The following is a 19,025-nucleotide window of genomic DNA, read 5'->3' as shown; positions in this document are numbered from 1 at the left end:
GCCCAGCTTCTGGGCGACCGCTTTCATCGCGGCCCACTCGGTGTCGTACTCCGGCCGCACCTCGGCGACCATCCGCACCGCACGACGGCGCAGCTTAAGCGGGTACTGGGAAGGACGTGCCATAACTCGATCCTCTCAAACGATCGAGTCCCTACCGAACCCGGAACGGTTCAGTTGCGCTTGGGCGGAGTTCGTGCCGACGGATTTCCCGATTCGCCGCGCACGTCGCCTCGGCCCTCGTCGGAGTTCTCGAAAAGCGGCACCCCGAAGACCGAGCCGACGAGGATCCCTGAAAGCGCGCCACCGAGCGGCATTCGAAGTGGACGGAGGAACCGGTCGAGGGCTATCAGGACTTCCAGAACGGCTGGACGCGGCGACGAGCATCCGCGAGGGTGAGTTTGTCGCGCGCGCCGACGGCATCGTCGTACGGTCTACCTGACGAGACGAGCGGCAGACGAGGACCGCCCACAGGTCAGGGCGCCAGCGTCATGTCCATTCCATGCCGAGCTGGGTGAGTGCATCGTGCTGTCGGCTGTGGACGGTGAGGCGTCACCGATGTTCCGCCCCGCCAGCCCGGTACCCTTCGACCTGCGCCATCTTCAGTTGCCTCCACCGTCCTGAGCGCTTCGCCGCTCAGGGGAATGTCCACGCGACCTGCCGCGTTGCGGGACACGTGATGACGAAGGGGCGGTGTCCCCGGGCCTCGTCTTCTGCCCAGGCGCGGTCCCGCAGGGGGCGGTGGCGAGTCGGGAATGCAGCGAAGGGTTCCGTTGTTGGGAGAAGTGGTGGCTGACATGCCCGGGACAATCACCTGGGGTGTCGGCGAAAGGAGAACCTCATGGCACGCAGCACCATGCGCCCCGTAGTCAAGCTGAAGTCGACGGCCGGGACCGGCGTCACCTACGTGACCCGCAAGAACCGTCTCAACGACCCCGACCGGCTCGTCCTGCGCAAGTACGACCAGGTGGCCGGCAAGCACGTCCCGTTCCGCGAGGAGCGCTGAGCCGAGCAGCCGCCGGGGGACGGCCACGAGGAGGAAGACCCATGAGGCCAGGTATCCACCCCGTCTCCCGCCCGGTCGTCTTCCGCGACCGTGCCGCGGACATCGCGGTTCTGACCCGTTCGACCGCGCACTCGAGCCGCACGATCGAGTGGGAGGACGGCAAAACCTACCCGCTGATCGACGTGGACATCTCGTCGGGCAGCCACCCCTTCTACACCGGCACCTCGCGCGTCGTGGACACCGAGGGCCGGGTGGAGCGTTTCGAGCGGCGCTACGGCCGCGGCGCCTCGGCCCGCGGCGACCGCCGTCCGGCGCCCCAGCAAGGGCGCCGGAGCAAGAGGAGGAGACAGTCATGAAGGTGCGGAAGTCCCTGCGCTCCCTGAAGGCCAAGCCGGGCGCTCAGGTGGTGCGCCGCCGGGGCGTGACCTTCGTCGTCAACAAGAAGAACCCCCGATTCAAGGCGCGACAGGGCTGAGGCCTCGAGCGCGACGCCGCCGGCTTCGGGGCGCGGTCTCGGGGAGCCTGCCGACGTGCAGGCGGCGGAGACTGCGGCGCGGGGGCCTCCTGGTGCCGCTCGGTTGGGATCGCAACCTCGAGCTACCAGGAGGCCCCAGCCGATATGCGCCGACCACCAGCGCCTACCGGGACTCTTGCAGAAAGCCCCGGCGTTCATGCCGGGGATGAACGCATCTCAAGGCTGCTCTGACGTGCACCTTGGAGCGGACGTTTTTGCTCCTCGATGTACTGGCGGACGATCGTCAACGGTGCTCCGCCGCACGATGCGGAGAAATACGAGGGCGACCACAGGTGCCCGTGCATGATGGCGCGGTTGATCTGGCCGGTGAACTCTCCCCCAGCCTTCGGCCGGGAGGCCCCCCCAGCCGTATCCGGCGAGCGGAGACGCCCTTGAGACTGTCCAGCGAGTGGATCGAGATCGTCACCAACATCGGTGCCGGCAGGGCTGCGCCCACTGTCACCTTCGAGGACTGATCCGACCCCTGGCTCTCGTCCCGTCTATTCGCCGCACTCGTGGGCGGCGGGATCCACCACGACGCGGTCGAGCAGGCCCCGCAGCAGGGTCTGCTCGGCCTCCGTGAGGTCGCCGAACAGCTCGCGCTCGGCCGCACTCACCGCCTCGTCGATCTGCCCCAACGCCTCCTGGCCGGCCGGGGTGATCTCCACGATGTGGCGCCGCCGGTCAGCGGGGTCGCGGCGCCGCTCGCACAGCCCGGCGGACTCCAACTCGTTGAGGATGGCGACCAGTTGGCTGGGGTCGACCGCCATCGTGATGGCCAGCTCGCGCTGGCTGGTGGCGCCCGGGGCGAGGTGCATCAGGGTCATCGCGGTGCGCGGGTGCAGCCCGGCGACGACCAGGGCGGCGCGGATGCGCGCGCCGGTGAGCTCTCCGCGGAAGGAGAGAAGGAATCCGAGGCGGTCGTTCGGGTGCGCAGCTGCCATGCCGTCCACCGTAACAGTGGGCTTATTATGGACCGACATAAATCATTGATACACTTCAACGGTTGTCACCCATAGATCGTTGGAGAAGTTGCCATGTTCATCGGTTACGTGATCGTCGCCGCGCTGCTCGCGCTCGCCTCTGTCGGGTCCGCCTTCCTGACCTTCACCCGCAATCCGCAGGTCGTGAGCAGCATGACCAAGGTGGGCGTGCCCGACTCGTGGCTGCCCTGGCTCGCGACGGCGAAGGCGGCGGGCGCGCTCGGTCTGCTCGCCGGCCTGGTCGTCGCGCCGCTCGGCATAGCCGCCGCCGTGGGCCTGGTGCTCTACTTCGTCGGCGCGGTGATATCGCACCTGCGCGTGAAGGACAACGCCGTGGCGCCGGTCGTGGTCCTTACGCTTCTGGCCGCGGCGGCGCTGGTGCTGCGCGTGGCCTCGGCCTGACCCTGTTCTCAGCGGTCTCTGTCCGGCGCGGTGAAGGCTGCGGCCGACGGGGCGATCCAGGTGAGGTCAGCAGTGTCGGTCGCGGTCCGGCCTCCGAAGCGAACCGTAGGTCGGTATCCGCCATGCCGCCGCCTTCCACCAGCGATGCTGGATGTATGGATGCGACGACCACCGCCCCCCGCGCCGAGGTGCTGCGGGACCGTTACCGCAGTCGGCTGCCCGAGCGCTTGCAGGAGTTGGCCGGTCCTGTCGAGGGCACCGTCGACCTGCCGCTCCACATCGTATGGCCCGGGAGGACGAGCTACAGTCTGGACCGCCCGAAGTCCCGCATGACGCTCTACCGGACCGTCCTCGCCGAGGGCCTGCGGGAGGACCTGGCGGCCTTCCTGCACCACCGGCTGTTGGCCGAGCAGTGGCCCGTTCTACGTCGCTTGGTCAGCCCCTACATCCGCGAGGTCTGGGAGCACGCCTTCCCCGAGTTGCCCCGCACCGCTCCGGCCGACGCGACCGCCGCGTGAAGCTCACCCCGCTCCACGAGCGTCTCCTTGCCGACATCCTCGACCTCGACTCCCTCTATCCTCTGGTGCTCACCGGTGGATACGCCGTGCAGGCCCATGGCCTGGTCGAGCGATGCAGTCGCGACCTCGATGTCGCCACCGAGAATCCCGCTCCGATGGACGAGACCGTCGCATCCCTCACAGCCGGCCTCACCGCGCGCGGATGGCGCACCACACTTGTCCAGACCGACCCACTCAGTGGCCGGTTCCTCGTCACCGACCCGGACACCGGCGAGGAGTGAGAGGTCGACGTCCTCAAGGAGGCGTTCTGGGCCCCCGCCTGCCCAGACCCCCTACGGGCCTGTCCTCTCCTTCGACGACGTGATCGGCACCAAGGTCCGAGCCCTCGCCGAGCGCGGCACCGTCCGCGACCTCATCGACGTCCAGGCCGCCTCCCGTCACCGGTCCACCGCCGACCTCGAATCCCTCGGCCGCCGCCGCGCCCACGACGAGTTCAGCCTCGAGGACCTTCGTGACCGGCTCATCGGTGCGGACTGGTACGAGGACGAGGACTATGCCGCGTACGGGCTCACCTCCCGGCAGATCGAAGAGCTCAAGATGTGGGCGCTGGAGTGGGCGGAGGACCTGGGGGCGCGGATCCACGACGAGAACGCCCAACAGTGGGCCCCACCCCGCTTTCGTCGGCGTGATCACGCGCTGGTCGTGGTGTCGAGGAGCTTGGCCCCGACGGTCTTGCCACTGGGCGGGTACGGGACGGTGCCCCCGTGGTCAGCGAGAGCGGCAACGAGCGACACGCCGGCCACACTTTGGCTGTCCGCCACCTCCTAATGACAGCCCCGTGGCGACGCCCGGAGCCCGGCGCCACCCTCGTCGTCGATCACAACGGTCGGGCACACCCGATTGGATCCTCGAAGGCGGCCTGAACCGCGACTCACCGCCTGTCGCCGGGGCCGCCACAGCCGGTGCCGGCGGCTGCGTGGTTCACGAACTCGGGAACAGGGGCCCGCCTGCCATGAGGCCGCCGTCGGCCAGGAGGATGTGCCCGGTGACGTAGCTCGCCTTGTCCGAGCCCAGGAACTGGACGGCTGCGGCGATCTCCTCCGGGGTGCCGGCCCGGTGCATGGGCAGCACCGAGTCGACCGCGTCACGTGCTGTGTCGTCTCCGGTGAACCGGTCGTACATCGCGGTGCGGGTGTAGCCGGGCGCAACCGCGTTGACCCGGATACCGTGATCGGCGCCTTCGAGGGCGGCCGCCTTGGTGATGCCGACGACGGCGTGCTTGCTGCCGACGTACAAGGCCGCCCCGGGATAACCCATCAGGCCGAAGGTGGAGCTGACGTTGACGATGCTGCCGCCGCCCTGTGCCCTCATGGCCCGGAACTCGTGCTTCAGGCACAGCAGGGTTCCCTTGACGTTGGTGTCGAAGGTGGCCTGGTAGGCATCGTCGGTCACCTCGGTGACAGGTCCAGGTGTTCCCTCGGTGCCGGCGTTGTTGAAGGCGACGTCGATCCGCCCGAACCGCGCGATCGCGCGGTCGACGAGGTCCCTCACCTCGGCGTCGAAGCGCACGTCGGCCCGCACGAACTCGGCCTGGACGCCGAGGTCGGCCAACTCCCCGGCAAGCTGTTCACCCGCGTCCTGGTGACGGCCGCAGACCACGAGGTTCGCGCCCTGGCGGGCGTAGGCGAGGGCGGTGGCGCGGCCGATACCGGTGAGCGCGCCCGTGATGAGGACGACGGGGTCAGACACGTCAAGGTCCTTCCTGCAATCACACGGGTGAGCGATGGGCGTGCGGCGCGGAGCCCGCAGGCACCGATTCCCCTCGGGCAGGGCGTATCCCGTGTGCTCCGGCAAGGAAGGTGTCCCGGCCGCGCCGGATCCAACCGCCGCATCCCTCGGACGGCAGTACGTGTTGGCCCGTACGGTTCACGGGCGGCGACCGGGACAGGCGACGCGCGGGCGGTCACATGGGCGTGAGGTGAACCGCGGGTTCGGACGGGAGCCGCCATCGGGCGCAAATGGGGGAGCGGTCCGCGCGTCGGATCCCCGTCTCTCTCAACCGGGGAGCGCGCGGTGGCCCGGTGCGGACGCCGGCCGCTGGTCGGCCTCCACCTCTTCCGGGCACGTACGTACCGGGTCGGCCTGCCGGGATCGTCAGCGGCCGGTTGGCGCACCGGGTCGGCAAGCCACTGGTCATCGTCGGTACGGCCATGACCGCCGTCGGGCTCGCGGCCACCTCGCTGCGCGCGTGACGCCCCGATGGATCAGAAGGGGTACGTCGCCTGCGTCGCGCGGGATGTGATCCACGCTCGCCCCGGAACAGAAGAAGTACAGGTGACAGGGGACGGCGAGCGGAACAGCGTTTGCTGCCGGGGGAGTTGAGATTCAGCGCGGCTGACCGGAAGTCGGTCGCCTCACTCACTGGTCAACAGCCGGGCGGGCCCCTGACCAGGCTCACGCGGCAGGCTATGCACGTGAAGGCTCAGAGCGTGAGTACCGGTCGAGTGGAGAAGTTCTCGTACATGTCTTCTCCGTCCGGTCCGTACACGAACTCGACCATGGAAGGGTTACGGTTGGCGGTGGCCAGGGGTAGCCAGGCCAGCATGTGGCCGTAGCCGCCGCACACCGACTCGCCCCCGTCGCCGCCGTGGACCGCAGTGACATCGCTCGTCAGCTCCGTGCGATAGGTGTCGTAGGCGATGTGCAGGCCGAAGGCGTTCAGCTGGTTCTGCGGGCCGGTGCGATCCCCATAGGGGATGCGGTCGAGGGGGCAGTCGTTCCCCCACCGGAACAGGGTGTCTGCCCCGGCGCCACAAGCGTGTTCCCACTCGTCGGAGCTCGGCATCCGCAGGCCACGGGCTGAGAGAACAGCCAGCATGTCAGCAGGAGGCTCAGTCAGATTCTCGTCCTCCACGGCCATGAGGACGGTGGCCAGGTGAACGCTCCGGCGAGCGCTGAGTACCTGCGCGAGGTGGGTCTGCAGATCAGGCCCGTAGCCACCCGGCCGCCCACATGGTCGGCGGCTTCCTGGGCGGTGCGGCGGGCGGTGAGCTGGTCGAAGGACCGCCATCGGTGGAGAGTGAGATCAGCGACTGACATGGCCGGCAGTGTGGCACGTGGGGCTGACACAGCACTGCGACGGCTGACAACGGACAGTTGCCGGTCAACGACTCCCGTTCTTACATACACAGCCCGCCCGGCTCTTCTCCCCGGCTCCAGGACGATGACGCCGGCGGCACGGGACCGCCGGTCTTCGTCCGACACGACCAGGTCGCCGACGAACCGCGCTTCCACGCGCCGTTCGCTGAGGTTTTCCAGCACGAGGACCTGCTGCAGCACCAGGCTGTGCTCCTGGCCCCGGTCTCGGGGGAATTGCCGGCTGTGCCGTGGCGGCCACGGTTGCCCGGCATGCCGTGCGGAGTCCAGGCCGGCGGCTCCCACTCCGGGAGCTCCATCGTGAGGGTGACCTTCGGGCCTCGGAGTCGAGCCGGGCCCTGATCGCATCAAAGGCGGTGAGCTGGCTGACCTCCAACGCCTTGCGCGTGAGCCGCTCTCGGCGGGTCGACCTTGATCCGCTCTCCCTCCGTGCGACTGTGGGGCATGCGCGCATTTCCTCCCACCGAGCACCGCCTACTTATCGGAGGCACGTCATGCCCGTGCACAGATCCGGAACGGCCCGCGCAGGGCGGCTGACCGTTACGGGAGCCCTGCTCGCAGCGTTCTCGGTCATCTGCACCGCACCCTCCTCGGCCGACACCACCCCCGCCCATGGCTCCGCCTCCATGGGCATGGGTGTCCTGCCGCACGACGGCCGCAGCGGCACGCCCGCCACCAGCAACGCCGACCCCGCCCGTGGTTCCGCCTCCTTGGGCGTGGGTGTCCTGGCGCACGACGGCCGCAGTGGCACGCCCGTCACCAGCAAGGCCGCCCCTGCCCGTGGTTCCGCCTACATGGGCATGGGTGTCCTGGCGCACGACGGCCGCAGCGGCACGCCCGTCACCAGGAAGGCCGCCCAGACCGAAGGCGTCGACGTCAGCTCCTACGACGGCAACGTCGCCTGGTCGACGCTGTGGAACAGCGGCGTGAAGTGGGCGGACACGAAGGCCACCGAGGGGACGTACTACACGAATCCCTACTTCAAGCAGCAGTACAAGGGCTCGTACAACGTCGGCATGATCCGCGGCGCGTACCACTTCGCCACCCCGGACACCAGCAGCGGCGCCAAGCAGGCCAACTACTTCGTCGACCACGGCGGCGGCTGGTCCCGCGACGGCAAGACCCTGCCGGGCGTCCTCGACATCGAGTGGAACCCCTACGGCGCCACCTGCTACGGCAAGTCGGCGAGCGCGATGGTCAGCTGGATCTCCGACTTCCTCAAGACCTACAAGGCCCGCACCGGCCGGGACGCCGTGATCTACACGGCCACCAGCTGGTGGACCCAGTGCACCGGCAACTACGGCGGCTTCGCCACCAAGAATCCCCTGTGGATCGCCCGGTACGCCTCGACCGTCGGCACGCTGCCGGCCAGCTGGGGTTACTACACGCTGTGGCAGTACACCTCGTCCGGCCCGACCGTCGGCGACCACGACAGGTTCAACGGGGCGCTGGACCGGGTGAAGGCGCTCGCCAACGGCTGATACGGGCCCGGAGCACGCAGGGTGAAAGCCCCGGGCCGCCCTCACGGGCCCAGGGGCCTTCCCTCGTTCCGGCCGGGAGCACCTCGTCAACCGTGACGACGTTCTCAGCGTCATCCGCTTGGAGCTGACGCTGTATCTCACCTCCGGCCCGGGCGTTAGTTCGCGAGGCGCAGGGCTGTTTGCTGAGCACCCCTACCTGCCGCCCGTGGCGCCACGCCCGGTCACTGACCGGCGCCCTGTGTACTGTCCCCCGGATCACTGCTGCCGGCCGGGGGCTGGGTCATGGTGGCCGGCTCCGCGACTATGGCGTCCGCCATGATCTGAGCCTGCTCCTCGGGGACGTGCAACCGCCGGGCCGCCACAACGGCGACCGTGCGGACGTCGGTCAACTGTATGGCGGACAGCGGTTGAGCGGTCTCCCGGACTGGGGGACGCCGCCGCCCGAACCATGACAGCACGCGCCGCTGCACGGTCTCTGCGGCCCGAGCGGAGGCCTGCTCGGAAAGGTGGTTCAACACCTGGCCCGACACTGTGGGAGCCGCAGTGCTGAGCAGAGTTGCGGCCGCCTCCAGCCCGGGGCTCGCCCACGTGGCGAAGGGCTCACCGCCTCCCGCAGAACAACGTAGGGAGCCTTTTCCAACCTCAGTTTGAGCAGGGCACGTGGTGGGACGGCTGGCCGGATAGTACGACGCTCCCTCGCTGAGCTCTGCTGTCGGCGGCGAGTGCTTGACTCACGGGCATGGACGACGAACAGCTTCTGACTGCCGTGGCCGAGATCCTGTGGCCGGATCTTCGTGACCTAGCCTGCCGTGAGCACGGGCATGCGCCAGGTCATGTCTGCCTTCCCGTCTCCGGTCGTGCTGACCTGGGCAACCTCGTCGAGACGCTTTCTGACCGGTACGGTGAGCCATTCGCCGGCTTCCACCGACTGCCGCCACTGGCCTTGTTGGGGCAGGTCGACTGGAGGTATGCCTGGCCGTTCAGCAACCGGTGGGTCGCCTTCGGCCGGACCGGTCAAGGCGAGGATGCCGGACCCGCCCTGGTGATCGCCCTGCGCAGCATGCCGGTCGCGGAGCAGTTGCCCGCGGAGGCCTCCTGGCTGGAACGGCTCGTCGCCGTGACCGGCTGGGTGCCGAGGACTGCGGGCCAGGTCGACTGGGCGGCAGTCGAGTCCCGCCTGGGGACGCCCCTACCGAGCGACTACAAGGCGCTCGTTGAGACGTTCGGCGATGGCATGCTCGACGGTTTCCACTGCGTGTTCATGCCGGACGACCTGATCAAGAGCGCCGAGTCGGCGGCGGGGCTGGGCCAGGCGCCCTGGGAGCCGCATCCGCCGTTCCCGGCCTTGGGCGGACTGGTGCCCTGGATGGGCAACGAGCACGATCAGTCGTTCCACTGGATCGCCGAGGGCCCGGACCCGGACCGGTGGCCCGTCTACGTCACCGGAGCCGAACCGGAAGCAGGGGATCGGTTCGACTGCACGGCCACGGAGTACCTGTTCCGTCATCTCACCGACCCGCAGCACCCGATCCCGATGCCGGTGGACTTCCGCGCGCACTGGTTCATGGACTGCTCCGGGAACGTGGAGTTGGACACGGCGATGGAATAGCGCATGGCGCACGCAGCACCGTGCCCTTGGTGAAGGCCGATTCGGTCGGCGGCGCGATCCGGGGCGCGGCCTGGCGCCGCGGGTGGCCTGGACGAGGCTCGTGATGCGGGTGGTCGAGCAGCGGAGCTTGCGGAGGAGCAGCCAGGACTTGAGGGCGGCGACCGCCTGCTCGACGAGGGCCCGGATATTTGCGGGGGATCAGTTGACGGCCTGCTGGCCTGCCGAGAGCGTCTCCCAACGGCCGCGGTAGGGGACACGGACCGCGCCTCCGTCGCCCTGGTATCCCTTGTCGGCCCAGCAGGAGATGCCGGCCTCGGCGAGGGCGTCGACGATGCCGTTGCCCTCACAGGCCCCGAACCGGGGCTCGCTCCGAACTTTCCCGCAGGGCGACGTGTACACGTTTTTAGCGCTGATTCCCTCTTCCTGGTAACCGCATCTCCGAGCCCCAGGAGGTCAACGCCGTGACAGAACTGTGGACTTGGTTGATAGTTGGCGGAGGGACAGGCGCGGCTGCGGGCGTTCTCATACGAACGTCCGCCTACCTGCTGAGAGAACACATCCGCTCCCGGGCGATGGCCGTCATGGTGCGTGAACTCTCCGCACGAGGGGGCCAGGTCGAGGTGAATGATCAGGACGGCACCACCTGGAGCGTCCGCCTGGATGCCCAGGAGCTTCCATGACGTCACCGCCCGCCGAGGACGCCTTCGACGCCCTGTTCCGCCGGTGGTACAGGCCCCTACTGGCGCAGGCCATGTTCGTCTCCGGCGGGCGCCGCACTGTGGCCGACGACGCTGTTCAAGAGGCCTTCTTGCAATGCTGGCAGCGCTCTGGCATGCCCCTCATCTCGAGCCGGTACGGTCCTGGCCGGCCTGGCTGCGCACCACCGCGGTCCGCGAAGTGCTGAGACTGCAGAAAGAAGCCGGATCGGTCGACTTCGACACGGACGCGCACGACCACGTCAGTCCGGAGATCGACTTGGCGTCCTGGGTGGATGCTCGCGGGGCCTATCGCATGGTGCTGGAACGCATCGTTCTACTCAGCGACAAGCAGCGCGAAGTGATGGGCCGCTGCGCGATTGCCGGACAGCCACTGGGGGATGCCGCCAAGGAGATGGGAATTAAGGCCGCCACGGCGCGCGTGCACCTTTATCGGGCACGCCACGCACTGGAAGACGTACACGAGCAACTGCGGGAACTGGGCGTCATCGACACGAGCGAGGGGAGGCAGTGATGGACGACCGTCAGGACGAGGACAACGCTGCCGTACTCAGCGAGACTCTGATCGCATGCGAACAGGAAGTGGGCTCGTCCCTGGCCACGGCCCAGGACGTCGAATCCGCACTGGCCAGGCTCAAGCAGCGCGTGAAAAGCCGTCCCGCGATCCAGCACGGACCGAGCGTCCAGCACATCCGGCATGTCTCCCAGGACCGCAGCGGGGCACGCGCCTTGTTTCTTGAGCTGCGCACCCTGCAGGACGGGAGTCCCGAGTACGCGGAGCTGCGCAACCGACTGGTTCGCATGCATCTGCCACTCGTCGAGCACCTCGCGCGCCGCTTCCGCAACCGCGGGGAACCGCTGGACGACCTGACCCAGGTCGCCACCATCGGTCTGATCAAGTCGGTCGACCGCTTCGACCCGGACCGCGGCGTGGAGTTCTCGACGTACGCGACGCCGACGGTCGTCGGCGAGATCAAGCGGCACTTCCGGGACAAGGGCTGGGCGGTGCGTGTTCCCCGCCGGCTGCAGGAGCTGCGGCTGGCGCTGACGACGGCCACGGCCGAGCTCTCGCAGCTGCACGGCCGTTCCCCGACGGTGCACGAGCTCGCCGAGAAGCTGGCGATCTCCGAGGAGGAGGTCCTGGAGGGCCTGGAGTCCGCCAACGCGTACTCCACGCTGTCCCTGGACGTCCCCGACACCGACGACGAGTCCCCGGCGGTCGCGGACACCCTGGGCGCCGAGGACGAGGCATTGGAGGGGGTGGAGTACCGCGAGTCGCTCAAGCCGCTGCTGGAGGATCTCCCGCCGCGCGAGAAGCGGATTCTGTTGCTGCGCTTCTTCGGCAACATGACCCAGTCACAGATCGCACAGGAGGTCGGCGTCTCGCAGATGCACGTCTCCCGGCTGCTGGCCCGCACGCTGGCGCAGCTGCGCGAGAAGCTGCTCGTCGAGGAGTAGGCGACTGCAGCAGACCTTGAGCCGCCCCAGGCGGCGGCAGTGGCGGCGAGTGACGGGGAATGCCTCCCCATGTTTCAGCGGTCGGCGTCTTCGGGGCGCTTCTCGGTCTGGGTGGTGGTCGTGAGCTCCTGTGAGGTGGGGGGTGTGAAGGCCGAGGTGCCCTGCTTGGTGCGCTGGGGTTGGCTCCTGGCCACGAGTTCTTCGAGCGCGACGCGGACGACCTTGGTCTTGATGCCGCGCTCTCGCTTCGGACATCACCAGGACGGCGTGAAGGGCGGGACGGACACTGTGCCGTCCTCGGCCACGACGATCCGCTCGGCAAGCTGGGCCAGCACCTGGGAGGGGCGCAGCCCCGTCCGGCCGGCCACCGTCTGGATCAGCCGGCTGGGCGCGGCGGACAGTTGGACCTCCGCTCGCAGTTCATCCGCTTCCTCGCCCTGCCGTTCCCCGGAGGCGGCCTGTGCCGCAAGAGCACCAGCAAGCCGTTCCTCACGCTCGCGAGCCCACACCGAGCCTTGAGCGTCCTGCTCCGGCTCGTACACGCTCCAACCGGCCGCAGTCATCAGGTTCCTGACGCGCTGCCACTCCGCGTGTTTGGCCAGCCAGATGGCTGCCAACCGCTCCCGGTCCATCTCGAATTCGTAGAAGGAACCGTTTCCCCTCAACTGCTCCGCGGTCTCCCGCTCACGGACAGCGGCCTTTGCGACCTTTTCCGCAACGGCGGCGACGTCCAGGCCATTCGCCTGACGCCGGACCTGATCCCGCGCCACGTCCTGAGCACTCCACATGTGTTTTCCCTTTTCCGGAAGCGCGGGCATCTGGACCCGCATCTGACAAATCTGTTAACGATCACTGGGTGAGCGAAGCGCTGACCTGGGAGTCTAGTGATCGTTTCAGGACTCGCGACTGTGGTGCGGTGCGTCTCTGAGCTGGGGTTTTCGTGGAGCTGCGGTAGCTGGAGAGGCCCTGACGTGCAAGTTCTCAGTGATCGGGCCTTCTCCCCTTCACTCTGAGCTGGTCAGATGAAGAGTGAGGACGGCCTGCTCGACGAGGGCCCGGATCTTCGCGTGAGACCGGCTCACCGCTTGCTGGCCTGCGGAGAGGGCCTCCCCCCGTCCCCAGCAAGGGATGCGGACCGTGCCGCCAGCACCCCGATAACCCTTGTCGGCCCAGCACCGGAGGCCGGCCTCGGCGAGGGCACCGACGGTGCCATGTGCACGGGCCGCGCGGACGTCGTGGACGGTGCCAGGCAGGGCCGGATGACGCGGGTGTGGACGCGGCGCAGGTAGGCGGCGAGCTTGCGCAGGGGCCAGCGGGCGAAGGGCTCGCCGAGCTTGGTCGGTCGGGTGATGGCCGTCTGGACGACGAAGTCCTCGTCGTCAGGGCTGAGTCGGCGGGGGCGGCCTCCCGCCCAGCGAGGGTCCAGACGGGCCAGTCCGATCTCGTTGAACCGATGGATCACATCGCGGACCGTGTCCTCGTCGGCCTGCACGAGTTGGGCGATCACCGGGACGCGATTGCCGCGGCTGAGGCGAGCAGCATCATCGCGCGTCGGTAGCGCACCGAGTTGGTGCTGCAACCGCCCCCCAACCCGGCGAACCTTCCCGGTCAGAGCACTGGCCGGACCGCGGTCCCGTCTACGTCCTCAACGTGTTTGCGGGTACCCGGAGGTGTCCGCCGCGTGCTTGGTACTGGCGGGAGGCGGGGATTGACGGGCTTGATGCCAGTACGTCGGTGATGTGCCGCCAGATCGTCGGCTGGGCAGCGGCGTTCCTCTCGCCTTCAGCAGACTTTGGCTTGTTTGAGCAGAAGTTCAGGTCGTTTGCCTGAAACTTTCGCGTATCAGGCTCTATCTTTGGCGGATTCACGCCTATACGATCCGCGCAAGAACTTGGACCACGTCAGTCGCTCACCAGCGATCCCGGTGAGCGACTGACGCGCAACTCGGCGTAGTGGACTGACTTGCCGTCACTCCATCCCACTCGCACTGCAGCGATCGACCACCTGTTTGCCTTTTCCTCTGGACATACCGGCGCATACCGCACCCTTCCCGGCCGGACCGTCTCCGCGCGACGGTCCGTTGGTCGGGCGTACCCCTGAGGAGGTTCCATGCGCATAGCCCTCCGCCGCCGCCTCACCGCGTTCGGCGTGCTGCTCGCGCTCGTGGCCAGCGCGCTCATCGGCCTGGCATCGGCGTCCGCCCCGGAGGCGGCCGCGGCCGCGCCGAGCAGTCGCGGCATGCAATACAGAGTCCTGGTCTTCACGAAATCCACGGGCGGAGACCCAGCGGCGACCGCCGCCGGTGTCGGCGCCATCAGGCAGCTCGGCGATCAACTCCGGTTCGCGGTCCAGGTGACCGACGACGCCCGCAAGTTCGACGAGGAGCACCTCAAGCAGTACCGCGCCGTCGTCTTCCTCAACACCAGCGGCGACGTGCTCACCACCGCCCAGCAGGATGCCTTCGAGGCGTACTACCGCGCGGGCGGCGGCTTCGTCGGCATCGGCTCGGCGATCGAGGCCCAGCCCGGCTGGGACTTCCTGTCCGACGCCCTCGGCACCCGCGCGTCCGGCCGGACCGGCGTGCAGCCCGGCACCATCAAGGTCGCCGACCGCGTCCACGACGCGTCGAAGAACCTGCCGGAGTACTGGACCCGAACCGACGCCTGGTACAACTTCAAGTCCAACGTGCGCGGCAAGAGCCATGTGATCGCCACCGTCGTCGAGGACGACTTCAAGCAGCAGTCGTGGGGTGGGACGCTCACCGGCATCAGCGGCGGCACGATGGGGTACGACCACCCGATCACCTGGTGCAAGGACTGGCAGGGCGGCCGCTCGTTCTACACCGCGCTCGGCAACACCGCCGCCGGCTTCGGCGAGACCAACCTGCGCTCGCACCTCGGTGGCGCGATCAAGTGGGCGGCCGGGCAGGCCGACCCGGTGTACTCCGACTGTGGCGCGACGGTGCTGGCCAACTACCAGCAGACGACCGTCGCGGCGCCGCCGAACCTGGGCGAGCCGATCGGCTTCGACGTCTTTCCCGACGGCCGGGTCATCCAGACCGACCGCCGCGGCAGCGTCCGGCTGCACGACCCCAAGTCGAACAAGACCACCGTGCTGGCCCAGATCCCGGTCTACCAGGCCAGCGAGGACGGCATGTACGGGCCGGGGATCGACAACGACTTCAAGACCAACCACTGGGTCTACCTCTACTACGCGCCACCCACGGTGAAGGACGTGAAGCTGTCGACCGGCGAGATCGTCACGCAGACGACTCCGGAGGCGAACGCGCCGAACACCGGGGACTCGCCGGCGGTCTGGGATCCCTGGGTCGGGTACTTCCAGCTCTCCCGCTTCAAGTTCGTCGATGCCACCGCGGACACGCCGGCACACCTCGACGTCGCGTCCGAGCAGGAGATCATGCGCGTTCCGGTCAACCGCGGCGCCTGCTGCCATGTCGCGGGCGACATCGATTTCGACAAGCACAACAACCTGTGGATGGTCACCGGCGATGACACCCCGGCCGGCGGCGGCAACTCCGGGGGCTTCAGTCCCTTCAACGACATGCTGACCACGAACGGACAGTTCAACGCCCCGCACGTGGACGCTCGCCGCTCGGCGCAGAACACCAACGACCTGCGCGGCAAGATCCTGCGCATCACGGTCAAGGACGGCGCCATCGCCGCCGGCGATCAGAACAAGTTCGGCGGCGCCTACACGGTCCCCGCGGGCAACCTCTTCCCCGCTGGGAAGGACAAGACCCGTCCGGAGATCTACGCGATGGGCTTCCGGAACCCGTTCCGGATCCAGGTCGACGAGAACGATGTCGCCTACGTCACCGACTACTCGCCCGACTCGCAGACCCCGCAGAACTTCCGCGGGCCGGCTGGGACCGGCCGGGTCGAGATCGTTCGCAAGCCGGCGAACTACGGTTGGCCGCTGTGTTACCGGACGGACCTGCCGTACTACCGCTGGGACTTCAACACCTCGACGCCGCTGGACAGTCCGCCGAAGACGTTCGAGTGCGACAACCCCGACCGCGGGCCGCAGAACGACTCCAGGTGGAACCTCTCCGGCGGGCCCACCGTGGAGCCCGGCCTCGAGTACGGCCCGCCGATCACCAACCCGGACATCTGGTACTCGTTCACGCCCGAGAACCGGGCTGACAACCCGATCGGTACGCCGTGCCTCGCCTACTACAACGGCTCCGGCGCCACCACCTGCCCGCGACTGTTCCCCGAGCTCGGCACCGGCGGTGTCGGCCCGCACGGCGCGGCGAAGTACCGCTTCGACCCGGACAACCCGGATTCGACGAAGCTGCCGCCGTACTACGACAACGCGGTCTTCTTCGGCGAGTTCACCCGGGACACCCTGCGGGAGATCCGCCTGGACTCGAAGGGCCGGGTGTTCAAGATCAACAACTTGCTCGACTGCGGCGGCCTCTCTGCAAAGCGGGTCCCGGAGACGAACAACCCGTTCGAGTGCGACAACCCGATGGACATGCAGTTCGACGAGAACGGTCACTTCTACCTGCTCACCTACGGCGACGGCTTCTTCAACAGCAACAACGACGCCGGCATGTACCGGTGGGACTACGTCAAGGGCCAGCGCGCACCGATCCCGAAGCTCGCGGCGACGCCGACAAACGGCTCCGCACCGCTGACCGTGCAGTTCTCCAGCGAGGGCTCGCGGGATCCCGACCCGGGCGACTCGATCCGGTTCGAGTGGGACTTCAACGGTGACGGAGTCGTCGACTCGGTCGACCCCGACCCGCAGTACACCTACACGACGCCGGGGCAGTACACCGCGAGACTGACGGTGTTCGACTCGAGCGGCAAGTCCGCCTCGGCGAACACGACCATCACGGTCGGCAATACCGCGCCCACCGTGACCGTCAGTACGCCGGTCGAGGGCGGCCTGTTCTCCTTCGGCGAGAGCATCCCGTTCTCGGTGACGGTCACCGACCCCGAGGACAAGACGATCGACTGCAACCGGGTCGAGGTGACGTTCGTCCTCGGCCACGACAGTCACGGCCACGCCGAGCAGACCGTCCACGGCTGCACGGGTGTGCTGCCTACCGACCCTGACGACGTGTCCCACGGGGGCAACGTGTTCGGCGTCATCAGCGCCTCATACACCGATCGCGGCGGTGCCGGCGGCGTTCCGGCGCTGACGACGGTCGCGCAGAACGAGATCCGGCAAAAGCGCCAGGAGGTCGAGTTCGCCCTCGAGGAGTCCGGTACCAACGTCGCCACGACGAACGACCCGGACGGCGGCAGCCAGCACAGGGGCGGCCTCGGCAGCGGCGACTGGATCGCCTTGAACGGACCATTCAACCTGCTGAACAGCGACTCGCTGACGTTCCGGGTGGCGAGCACGTCGACGCAGGTGCCGGCGGGTGGCCCGATGGCCGCAGTCGAGGTCCACCTCGACTCGGTCGGCGGGCCGGTTCTCACCACGGCGAGGCTCACGTCGACCGGTGACACGGCGAAGTGGCAGAGCCAGACGTTCCCGATCACCAACCCGGGCGGCAAGCACAAGATCTACCTCGTGTTCCGGTCGGTCACGGGCGGTCAGACCGGCGCCAACCTGTTCAACCTCAACTGGGTCGAGTTCGGCGGACGAGGGGTGAGCGCGCCCTAGCACGGCCCCGCGGCCGGGCGCCGTGCGATCGGCACGGCGCCCCGGCCCTGGTTTGGTTCAGCCACTTCGAAAGAGGGACCACAATGGCCTTCAACAGCAAGTTCAACCGACGCCGGTTCATGGTCGGCACGGGCGCGGCGGTGGCCGCGACGTTCAGCCCACTCGGCCCCGCATCCGTGTTCACGCCCGCCCGGGCGAGCGCGGCCAACGGGCGGCTCATCCCGGGCGGCAAGCTGGGCACGATCACCTACAGCCAGCGCGACGTGCCCACGCGGGTCGGCATCGCGGCGAGCGCGGCGCGCGGCGTCCCACCCACCATGGGCCGCCTGGGTGGCCCGAACTTCCCGAAGGACCCCACCGACCTCGGCCCGCTCGTGCCGCTGCCCGGCGGCTGGGTGGAGCTGTTCGAGTTCCTGGCGAAATGCGGCTTCAAGCAGATCGAGTTCGCCGGCTACGGACAGAACGCCGCGAACCCCGGCGGCGACGTGCCCAACCCGGCGCCCGGCGGCGTCACCACACCGCAGTCGCGAGCGGCGTACCTGGCATACGCGCGTACGCTGCGCGGCTTCCTCGACGCGTACGGTCTGGAGGCGATCGGCAACCACGGGTTCGTACCGAACACGTGGAACGGCCCGAACAGCCCCGGCGGCGCAATGGCCGCACAGGACTACGAGCGGCTGCAGACAGAGCTCGAATTCGCGGCGATCCTGGGCATGCCCTACATGGGCACCGGCAACGACCCGACGAACGCGGGCAACCGCAACATCGAGCCGTGGACCGTCGCCGGCGAGAAATGGGAGGCGCTGAACACGCTCAGCCTGCAGTCGGGCATCCACATGTACACCCACAACCACTCGCCGGCGTACAACTTCCTGCAGGACGGTCCCATGGTCACCGTGACCGAGGACCGCGTGACAGGTAGGCCGATTCCGCCCACGCAGGTGCGGGGAGAGTCGGGTAAGCGCCTCATGCAGCACTATCTCGACGTCACCGACCCGTCCCTGTGCGTCATCGAGCTGGACGTGTACTGGGCGCATGTCGCCCAGCACCAGTGGCGGTGGCGCTACGACTGGGAGGGCAACCGCGTCGAGGACATCTTCGACCCGGCCGCCCAGGTCGCGAAGCAGCCACAGCGGTACCAGCTGTTCCACGCCAAGGACGGCGACGCCACCGGCGAGGCACCCGGTGTCGGCAACGGCTACAACTTCATCCCGTTCGGCGACCCCCGCAGCGACATCGACTACAAGACCTTCTACAAGTCCGTCGGCGCCAAGGGGCACTACAACTCGAACTACGAGCAGGACAACGCCCCGGGCGGCAGCTCGGATCCGGGGCAGTCCCTGCGGTTCGCCAGGATCAGTGCGACCAACATGGCGGCACTCCGCGGCTGACATCCGGCAGCTCTCCGTCCCGCTTGCGCCGCGACGGCCACGCGACACGGTGGCGACCGCGGTGCGAGCGGGGTGGGTGCCGGCGAATCCTGTCTGATCGCCGTTGCGGGCTCTGAGCGGCAGCTGCATTCCCGGATGTCGGGATTTCGGTGGC

Annotated in this window: 14 protein-coding genes and 6 pseudogenes; 12 read left to right on the top strand and 8 right to left on the bottom strand. The window is 68.4% G+C overall.

Going from position 1 to position 19,025, the window contains the following annotated elements; all coding sequences use genetic code 11:
• The first annotated feature begins 838 nt into the window (after window positions 1-838).
• The 3 genes from rpmG to ykgO are packed head-to-tail and all read left to right on the top strand — an operon-like array spanning window position 839 to window position 1,478.
• Window positions 839-1,003 (top strand): 50S ribosomal protein L33, encoded by a 165-nt coding sequence (gene rpmG, locus ACWC91_RS31960; protein WP_141365795.1) that lies wholly within the window; start codon window positions 839-841, stop codon window positions 1,001-1,003.
• A 41-nt stretch (window positions 1,004-1,044) separates the two neighbouring features.
• Window positions 1,045-1,359: a type B 50S ribosomal protein L31 gene (locus tag ACWC91_RS31955; protein ID WP_450643551.1), complete on the top strand. Its 315-nt coding sequence runs from the start codon at window positions 1,045-1,047 to the stop codon at window positions 1,357-1,359.
• The gene (ykgO, locus tag ACWC91_RS31950; protein WP_141365801.1) at window positions 1,356-1,478 is read left to right on the top strand and encodes a type B 50S ribosomal protein L36; all 123 of its coding nucleotides are present in this window, start codon (window positions 1,356-1,358) and stop codon (window positions 1,476-1,478) included. The genes ACWC91_RS31955 and ykgO overlap by 4 nt, the downstream gene beginning before the upstream one ends.
• 194 nt (window positions 1,479-1,672) lie before the next feature.
• Here ykgO and ACWC91_RS31945 read toward each other — a convergent pair.
• Window positions 1,673-1,816: pseudogene (locus ACWC91_RS31945) on the bottom strand (transposase); the annotation flags it as partial.
• 201 nt (window positions 1,817-2,017) lie between these two features.
• Window positions 2,018-2,461 carry a MarR family winged helix-turn-helix transcriptional regulator gene (locus tag ACWC91_RS31940; RefSeq protein WP_376506313.1) on the bottom strand — a complete coding sequence of 148 codons (444 nt, stop codon included), beginning with the start codon at window positions 2,459-2,461 and terminating at the stop codon, window positions 2,018-2,020.
• A 93-nt stretch (window positions 2,462-2,554) separates the two neighbouring features.
• Between ACWC91_RS31940 and ACWC91_RS31935 the strand changes: the two genes are divergently transcribed.
• The 3 genes and pseudogenes from ACWC91_RS31935 to ACWC91_RS31925 all read left to right on the top strand — a co-directional run.
• The gene (locus ACWC91_RS31935; RefSeq protein WP_225080389.1) at window positions 2,555-2,902 is read left to right on the top strand and encodes a DoxX family protein; all 348 of its coding nucleotides are present in this window, start codon (window positions 2,555-2,557) and stop codon (window positions 2,900-2,902) included.
• Window positions 2,903-3,057: 155 nt separating this feature from the next.
• Window positions 3,058-3,420, top strand: coding sequence for a hypothetical protein (locus tag ACWC91_RS31930; protein WP_376506308.1), 363 nt, complete (start codon window positions 3,058-3,060; stop codon window positions 3,418-3,420).
• A pseudogene (locus ACWC91_RS31925) lies at window positions 3,417-4,071 on the top strand (nucleotidyl transferase AbiEii/AbiGii toxin family protein); the annotation flags it as partial. The gene ACWC91_RS31930 and the pseudogene ACWC91_RS31925, both read left to right, overlap by 4 nt.
• 330 nt (window positions 4,072-4,401) lie before the next feature.
• Here the strand turns inward: ACWC91_RS31925 and ACWC91_RS31920 are convergent.
• Together ACWC91_RS31920 and ACWC91_RS31915 are read right to left on the bottom strand one after the other, a co-directional pair.
• Window positions 4,402-5,169 (bottom strand): SDR family NAD(P)-dependent oxidoreductase, encoded by a 768-nt coding sequence (locus tag ACWC91_RS31920; RefSeq protein WP_376506307.1) that lies wholly within the window; start codon window positions 5,167-5,169, stop codon window positions 4,402-4,404.
• Window positions 5,170-5,902: 733 nt separating this feature from the next.
• Window positions 5,903-6,519 (bottom strand): annotated as a pseudogene (locus ACWC91_RS31915) (hypothetical protein).
• 551 nt (window positions 6,520-7,070) lie between these two features.
• On the opposite strand from ACWC91_RS31915, the gene ACWC91_RS31910 reads away from it, so the two are divergent.
• Both ACWC91_RS31910 and ACWC91_RS31905 read left to right on the top strand, forming a co-directional pair.
• On the top strand, window positions 7,071-8,057 hold the full coding sequence (locus ACWC91_RS31910) for a lysozyme (RefSeq protein WP_225080993.1): 987 nt from the start codon (window positions 7,071-7,073) through the stop codon (window positions 8,055-8,057).
• 739 nt (window positions 8,058-8,796) lie between these two features.
• Window positions 8,797-9,666 carry an SMI1/KNR4 family protein gene (locus ACWC91_RS31905; RefSeq protein WP_450643552.1) on the top strand — a complete coding sequence of 290 codons (870 nt, stop codon included), beginning with the start codon at window positions 8,797-8,799 and terminating at the stop codon, window positions 9,664-9,666.
• An 84-nt stretch (window positions 9,667-9,750) separates the two neighbouring features.
• Here the strand turns inward: ACWC91_RS31905 and ACWC91_RS31900 are convergent.
• Window positions 9,751-10,005, bottom strand: a pseudogene (locus tag ACWC91_RS31900) (transposase family protein); the annotation flags it as partial.
• Between the two features lie 474 nt (window positions 10,006-10,479).
• Here ACWC91_RS31900 and ACWC91_RS31895 point away from each other — a divergent pair.
• Entirely contained in the window at window positions 10,480-10,896 is a 417-nt protein-coding gene (locus ACWC91_RS31895; protein ID WP_450643550.1) for an RNA polymerase sigma factor, read from the top strand.
• Complete coding sequence (locus tag ACWC91_RS31890; RefSeq protein WP_141365827.1) at window positions 10,896-11,840, top strand: RNA polymerase sigma factor SigF; 945 nt, start codon at window positions 10,896-10,898, stop codon at window positions 11,838-11,840. The genes ACWC91_RS31895 and ACWC91_RS31890 overlap by 1 nt, the downstream gene beginning before the upstream one ends.
• A 254-nt stretch (window positions 11,841-12,094) precedes the next feature.
• On the opposite strand, the gene ACWC91_RS31885 is transcribed toward ACWC91_RS31890, so the two are convergent.
• The 3 genes and pseudogenes from ACWC91_RS31885 to ACWC91_RS31875 all read right to left on the bottom strand — a co-directional run.
• On the bottom strand, window positions 12,095-12,670 hold the full coding sequence (locus ACWC91_RS31885; protein ID WP_450643549.1) for a hypothetical protein: 576 nt from the start codon (window positions 12,668-12,670) through the stop codon (window positions 12,095-12,097).
• A gap of 195 nt (window positions 12,671-12,865) precedes the next feature.
• Window positions 12,866-13,099: pseudogene (locus tag ACWC91_RS31880) on the bottom strand (transposase family protein); the annotation flags it as partial.
• A pseudogene (locus ACWC91_RS31875) lies at window positions 13,096-13,415 on the bottom strand (helix-turn-helix domain-containing protein); the annotation flags it as partial. The pseudogenes ACWC91_RS31875 and ACWC91_RS31880, both read right to left, overlap by 4 nt.
• Before the next feature lie 534 nt (window positions 13,416-13,949).
• On the opposite strand from ACWC91_RS31875, the gene ACWC91_RS31870 reads away from it, so the two are divergent.
• The gene (locus ACWC91_RS31870) at window positions 13,950-17,480 is read left to right on the top strand and encodes a ThuA domain-containing protein (RefSeq protein WP_225080989.1); all 3,531 of its coding nucleotides are present in this window, start codon (window positions 13,950-13,952) and stop codon (window positions 17,478-17,480) included.
• 83 nt (window positions 17,481-17,563) lie between these two features.
• The gene (locus ACWC91_RS31865) at window positions 17,564-18,871 is read left to right on the top strand and encodes a TIM barrel protein (RefSeq protein WP_225080988.1); all 1,308 of its coding nucleotides are present in this window, start codon (window positions 17,564-17,566) and stop codon (window positions 18,869-18,871) included.
• The last annotated feature ends 154 nt before the right edge of the window (window positions 18,872-19,025 follow it).

Source organism: Streptomyces sp. NPDC001204, assembly GCF_053598035.1.
This window is presented reverse-complemented; position numbering and strand designations above follow the sequence as displayed.

What these genes read in the sequence shown, in the direction of transcription:
- ACWC91_RS31895 (WP_450643550.1), top strand. Translation starts at nt 10,480, where the DNA reads ATGCTGGCAGCGCTCTGGCATGCCCCTCATCTCGAGCCGGTACGGTCC.
- ACWC91_RS31930 (WP_376506308.1), top strand. Translation starts at nt 3,058, where the DNA reads ATGGATGCGACGACCACCGCCCCCCGCGCCGAGGTGCTGCGGGACCGT.
- ACWC91_RS31870 (WP_225080989.1), top strand. Translation starts at nt 13,950, where the DNA reads ATGCGCATAGCCCTCCGCCGCCGCCTCACCGCGTTCGGCGTGCTGCTC.
- ACWC91_RS31910 (WP_225080993.1), top strand. Translation starts at nt 7,071, where the DNA reads ATGCCCGTGCACAGATCCGGAACGGCCCGCGCAGGGCGGCTGACCGTT.
- ACWC91_RS31940 (WP_376506313.1), bottom strand. Translation starts at nt 2,461, where the DNA reads ATGGCAGCTGCGCACCCGAACGACCGCCTCGGATTCCTTCTCTCCTTC.
- ACWC91_RS31905 (WP_450643552.1), top strand. Translation starts at nt 8,797, where the DNA reads ATGGACGACGAACAGCTTCTGACTGCCGTGGCCGAGATCCTGTGGCCG.
- ykgO (WP_141365801.1), top strand. Translation starts at nt 1,356, where the DNA reads ATGAAGGTGCGGAAGTCCCTGCGCTCCCTGAAGGCCAAGCCGGGCGCT.
- ACWC91_RS31885 (WP_450643549.1), bottom strand. Translation starts at nt 12,670, where the DNA reads ATGCGGGTCCAGATGCCCGCGCTTCCGGAAAAGGGAAAACACATGTGG.
- ACWC91_RS31935 (WP_225080389.1), top strand. Translation starts at nt 2,555, where the DNA reads ATGTTCATCGGTTACGTGATCGTCGCCGCGCTGCTCGCGCTCGCCTCT.
- ACWC91_RS31890 (WP_141365827.1), top strand. Translation starts at nt 10,896, where the DNA reads ATGGACGACCGTCAGGACGAGGACAACGCTGCCGTACTCAGCGAGACT.
- ACWC91_RS31865 (WP_225080988.1), top strand. Translation starts at nt 17,564, where the DNA reads ATGGCCTTCAACAGCAAGTTCAACCGACGCCGGTTCATGGTCGGCACG.
- ACWC91_RS31955 (WP_450643551.1), top strand. Translation starts at nt 1,045, where the DNA reads ATGAGGCCAGGTATCCACCCCGTCTCCCGCCCGGTCGTCTTCCGCGAC.
- rpmG (WP_141365795.1), top strand. Translation starts at nt 839, where the DNA reads ATGGCACGCAGCACCATGCGCCCCGTAGTCAAGCTGAAGTCGACGGCC.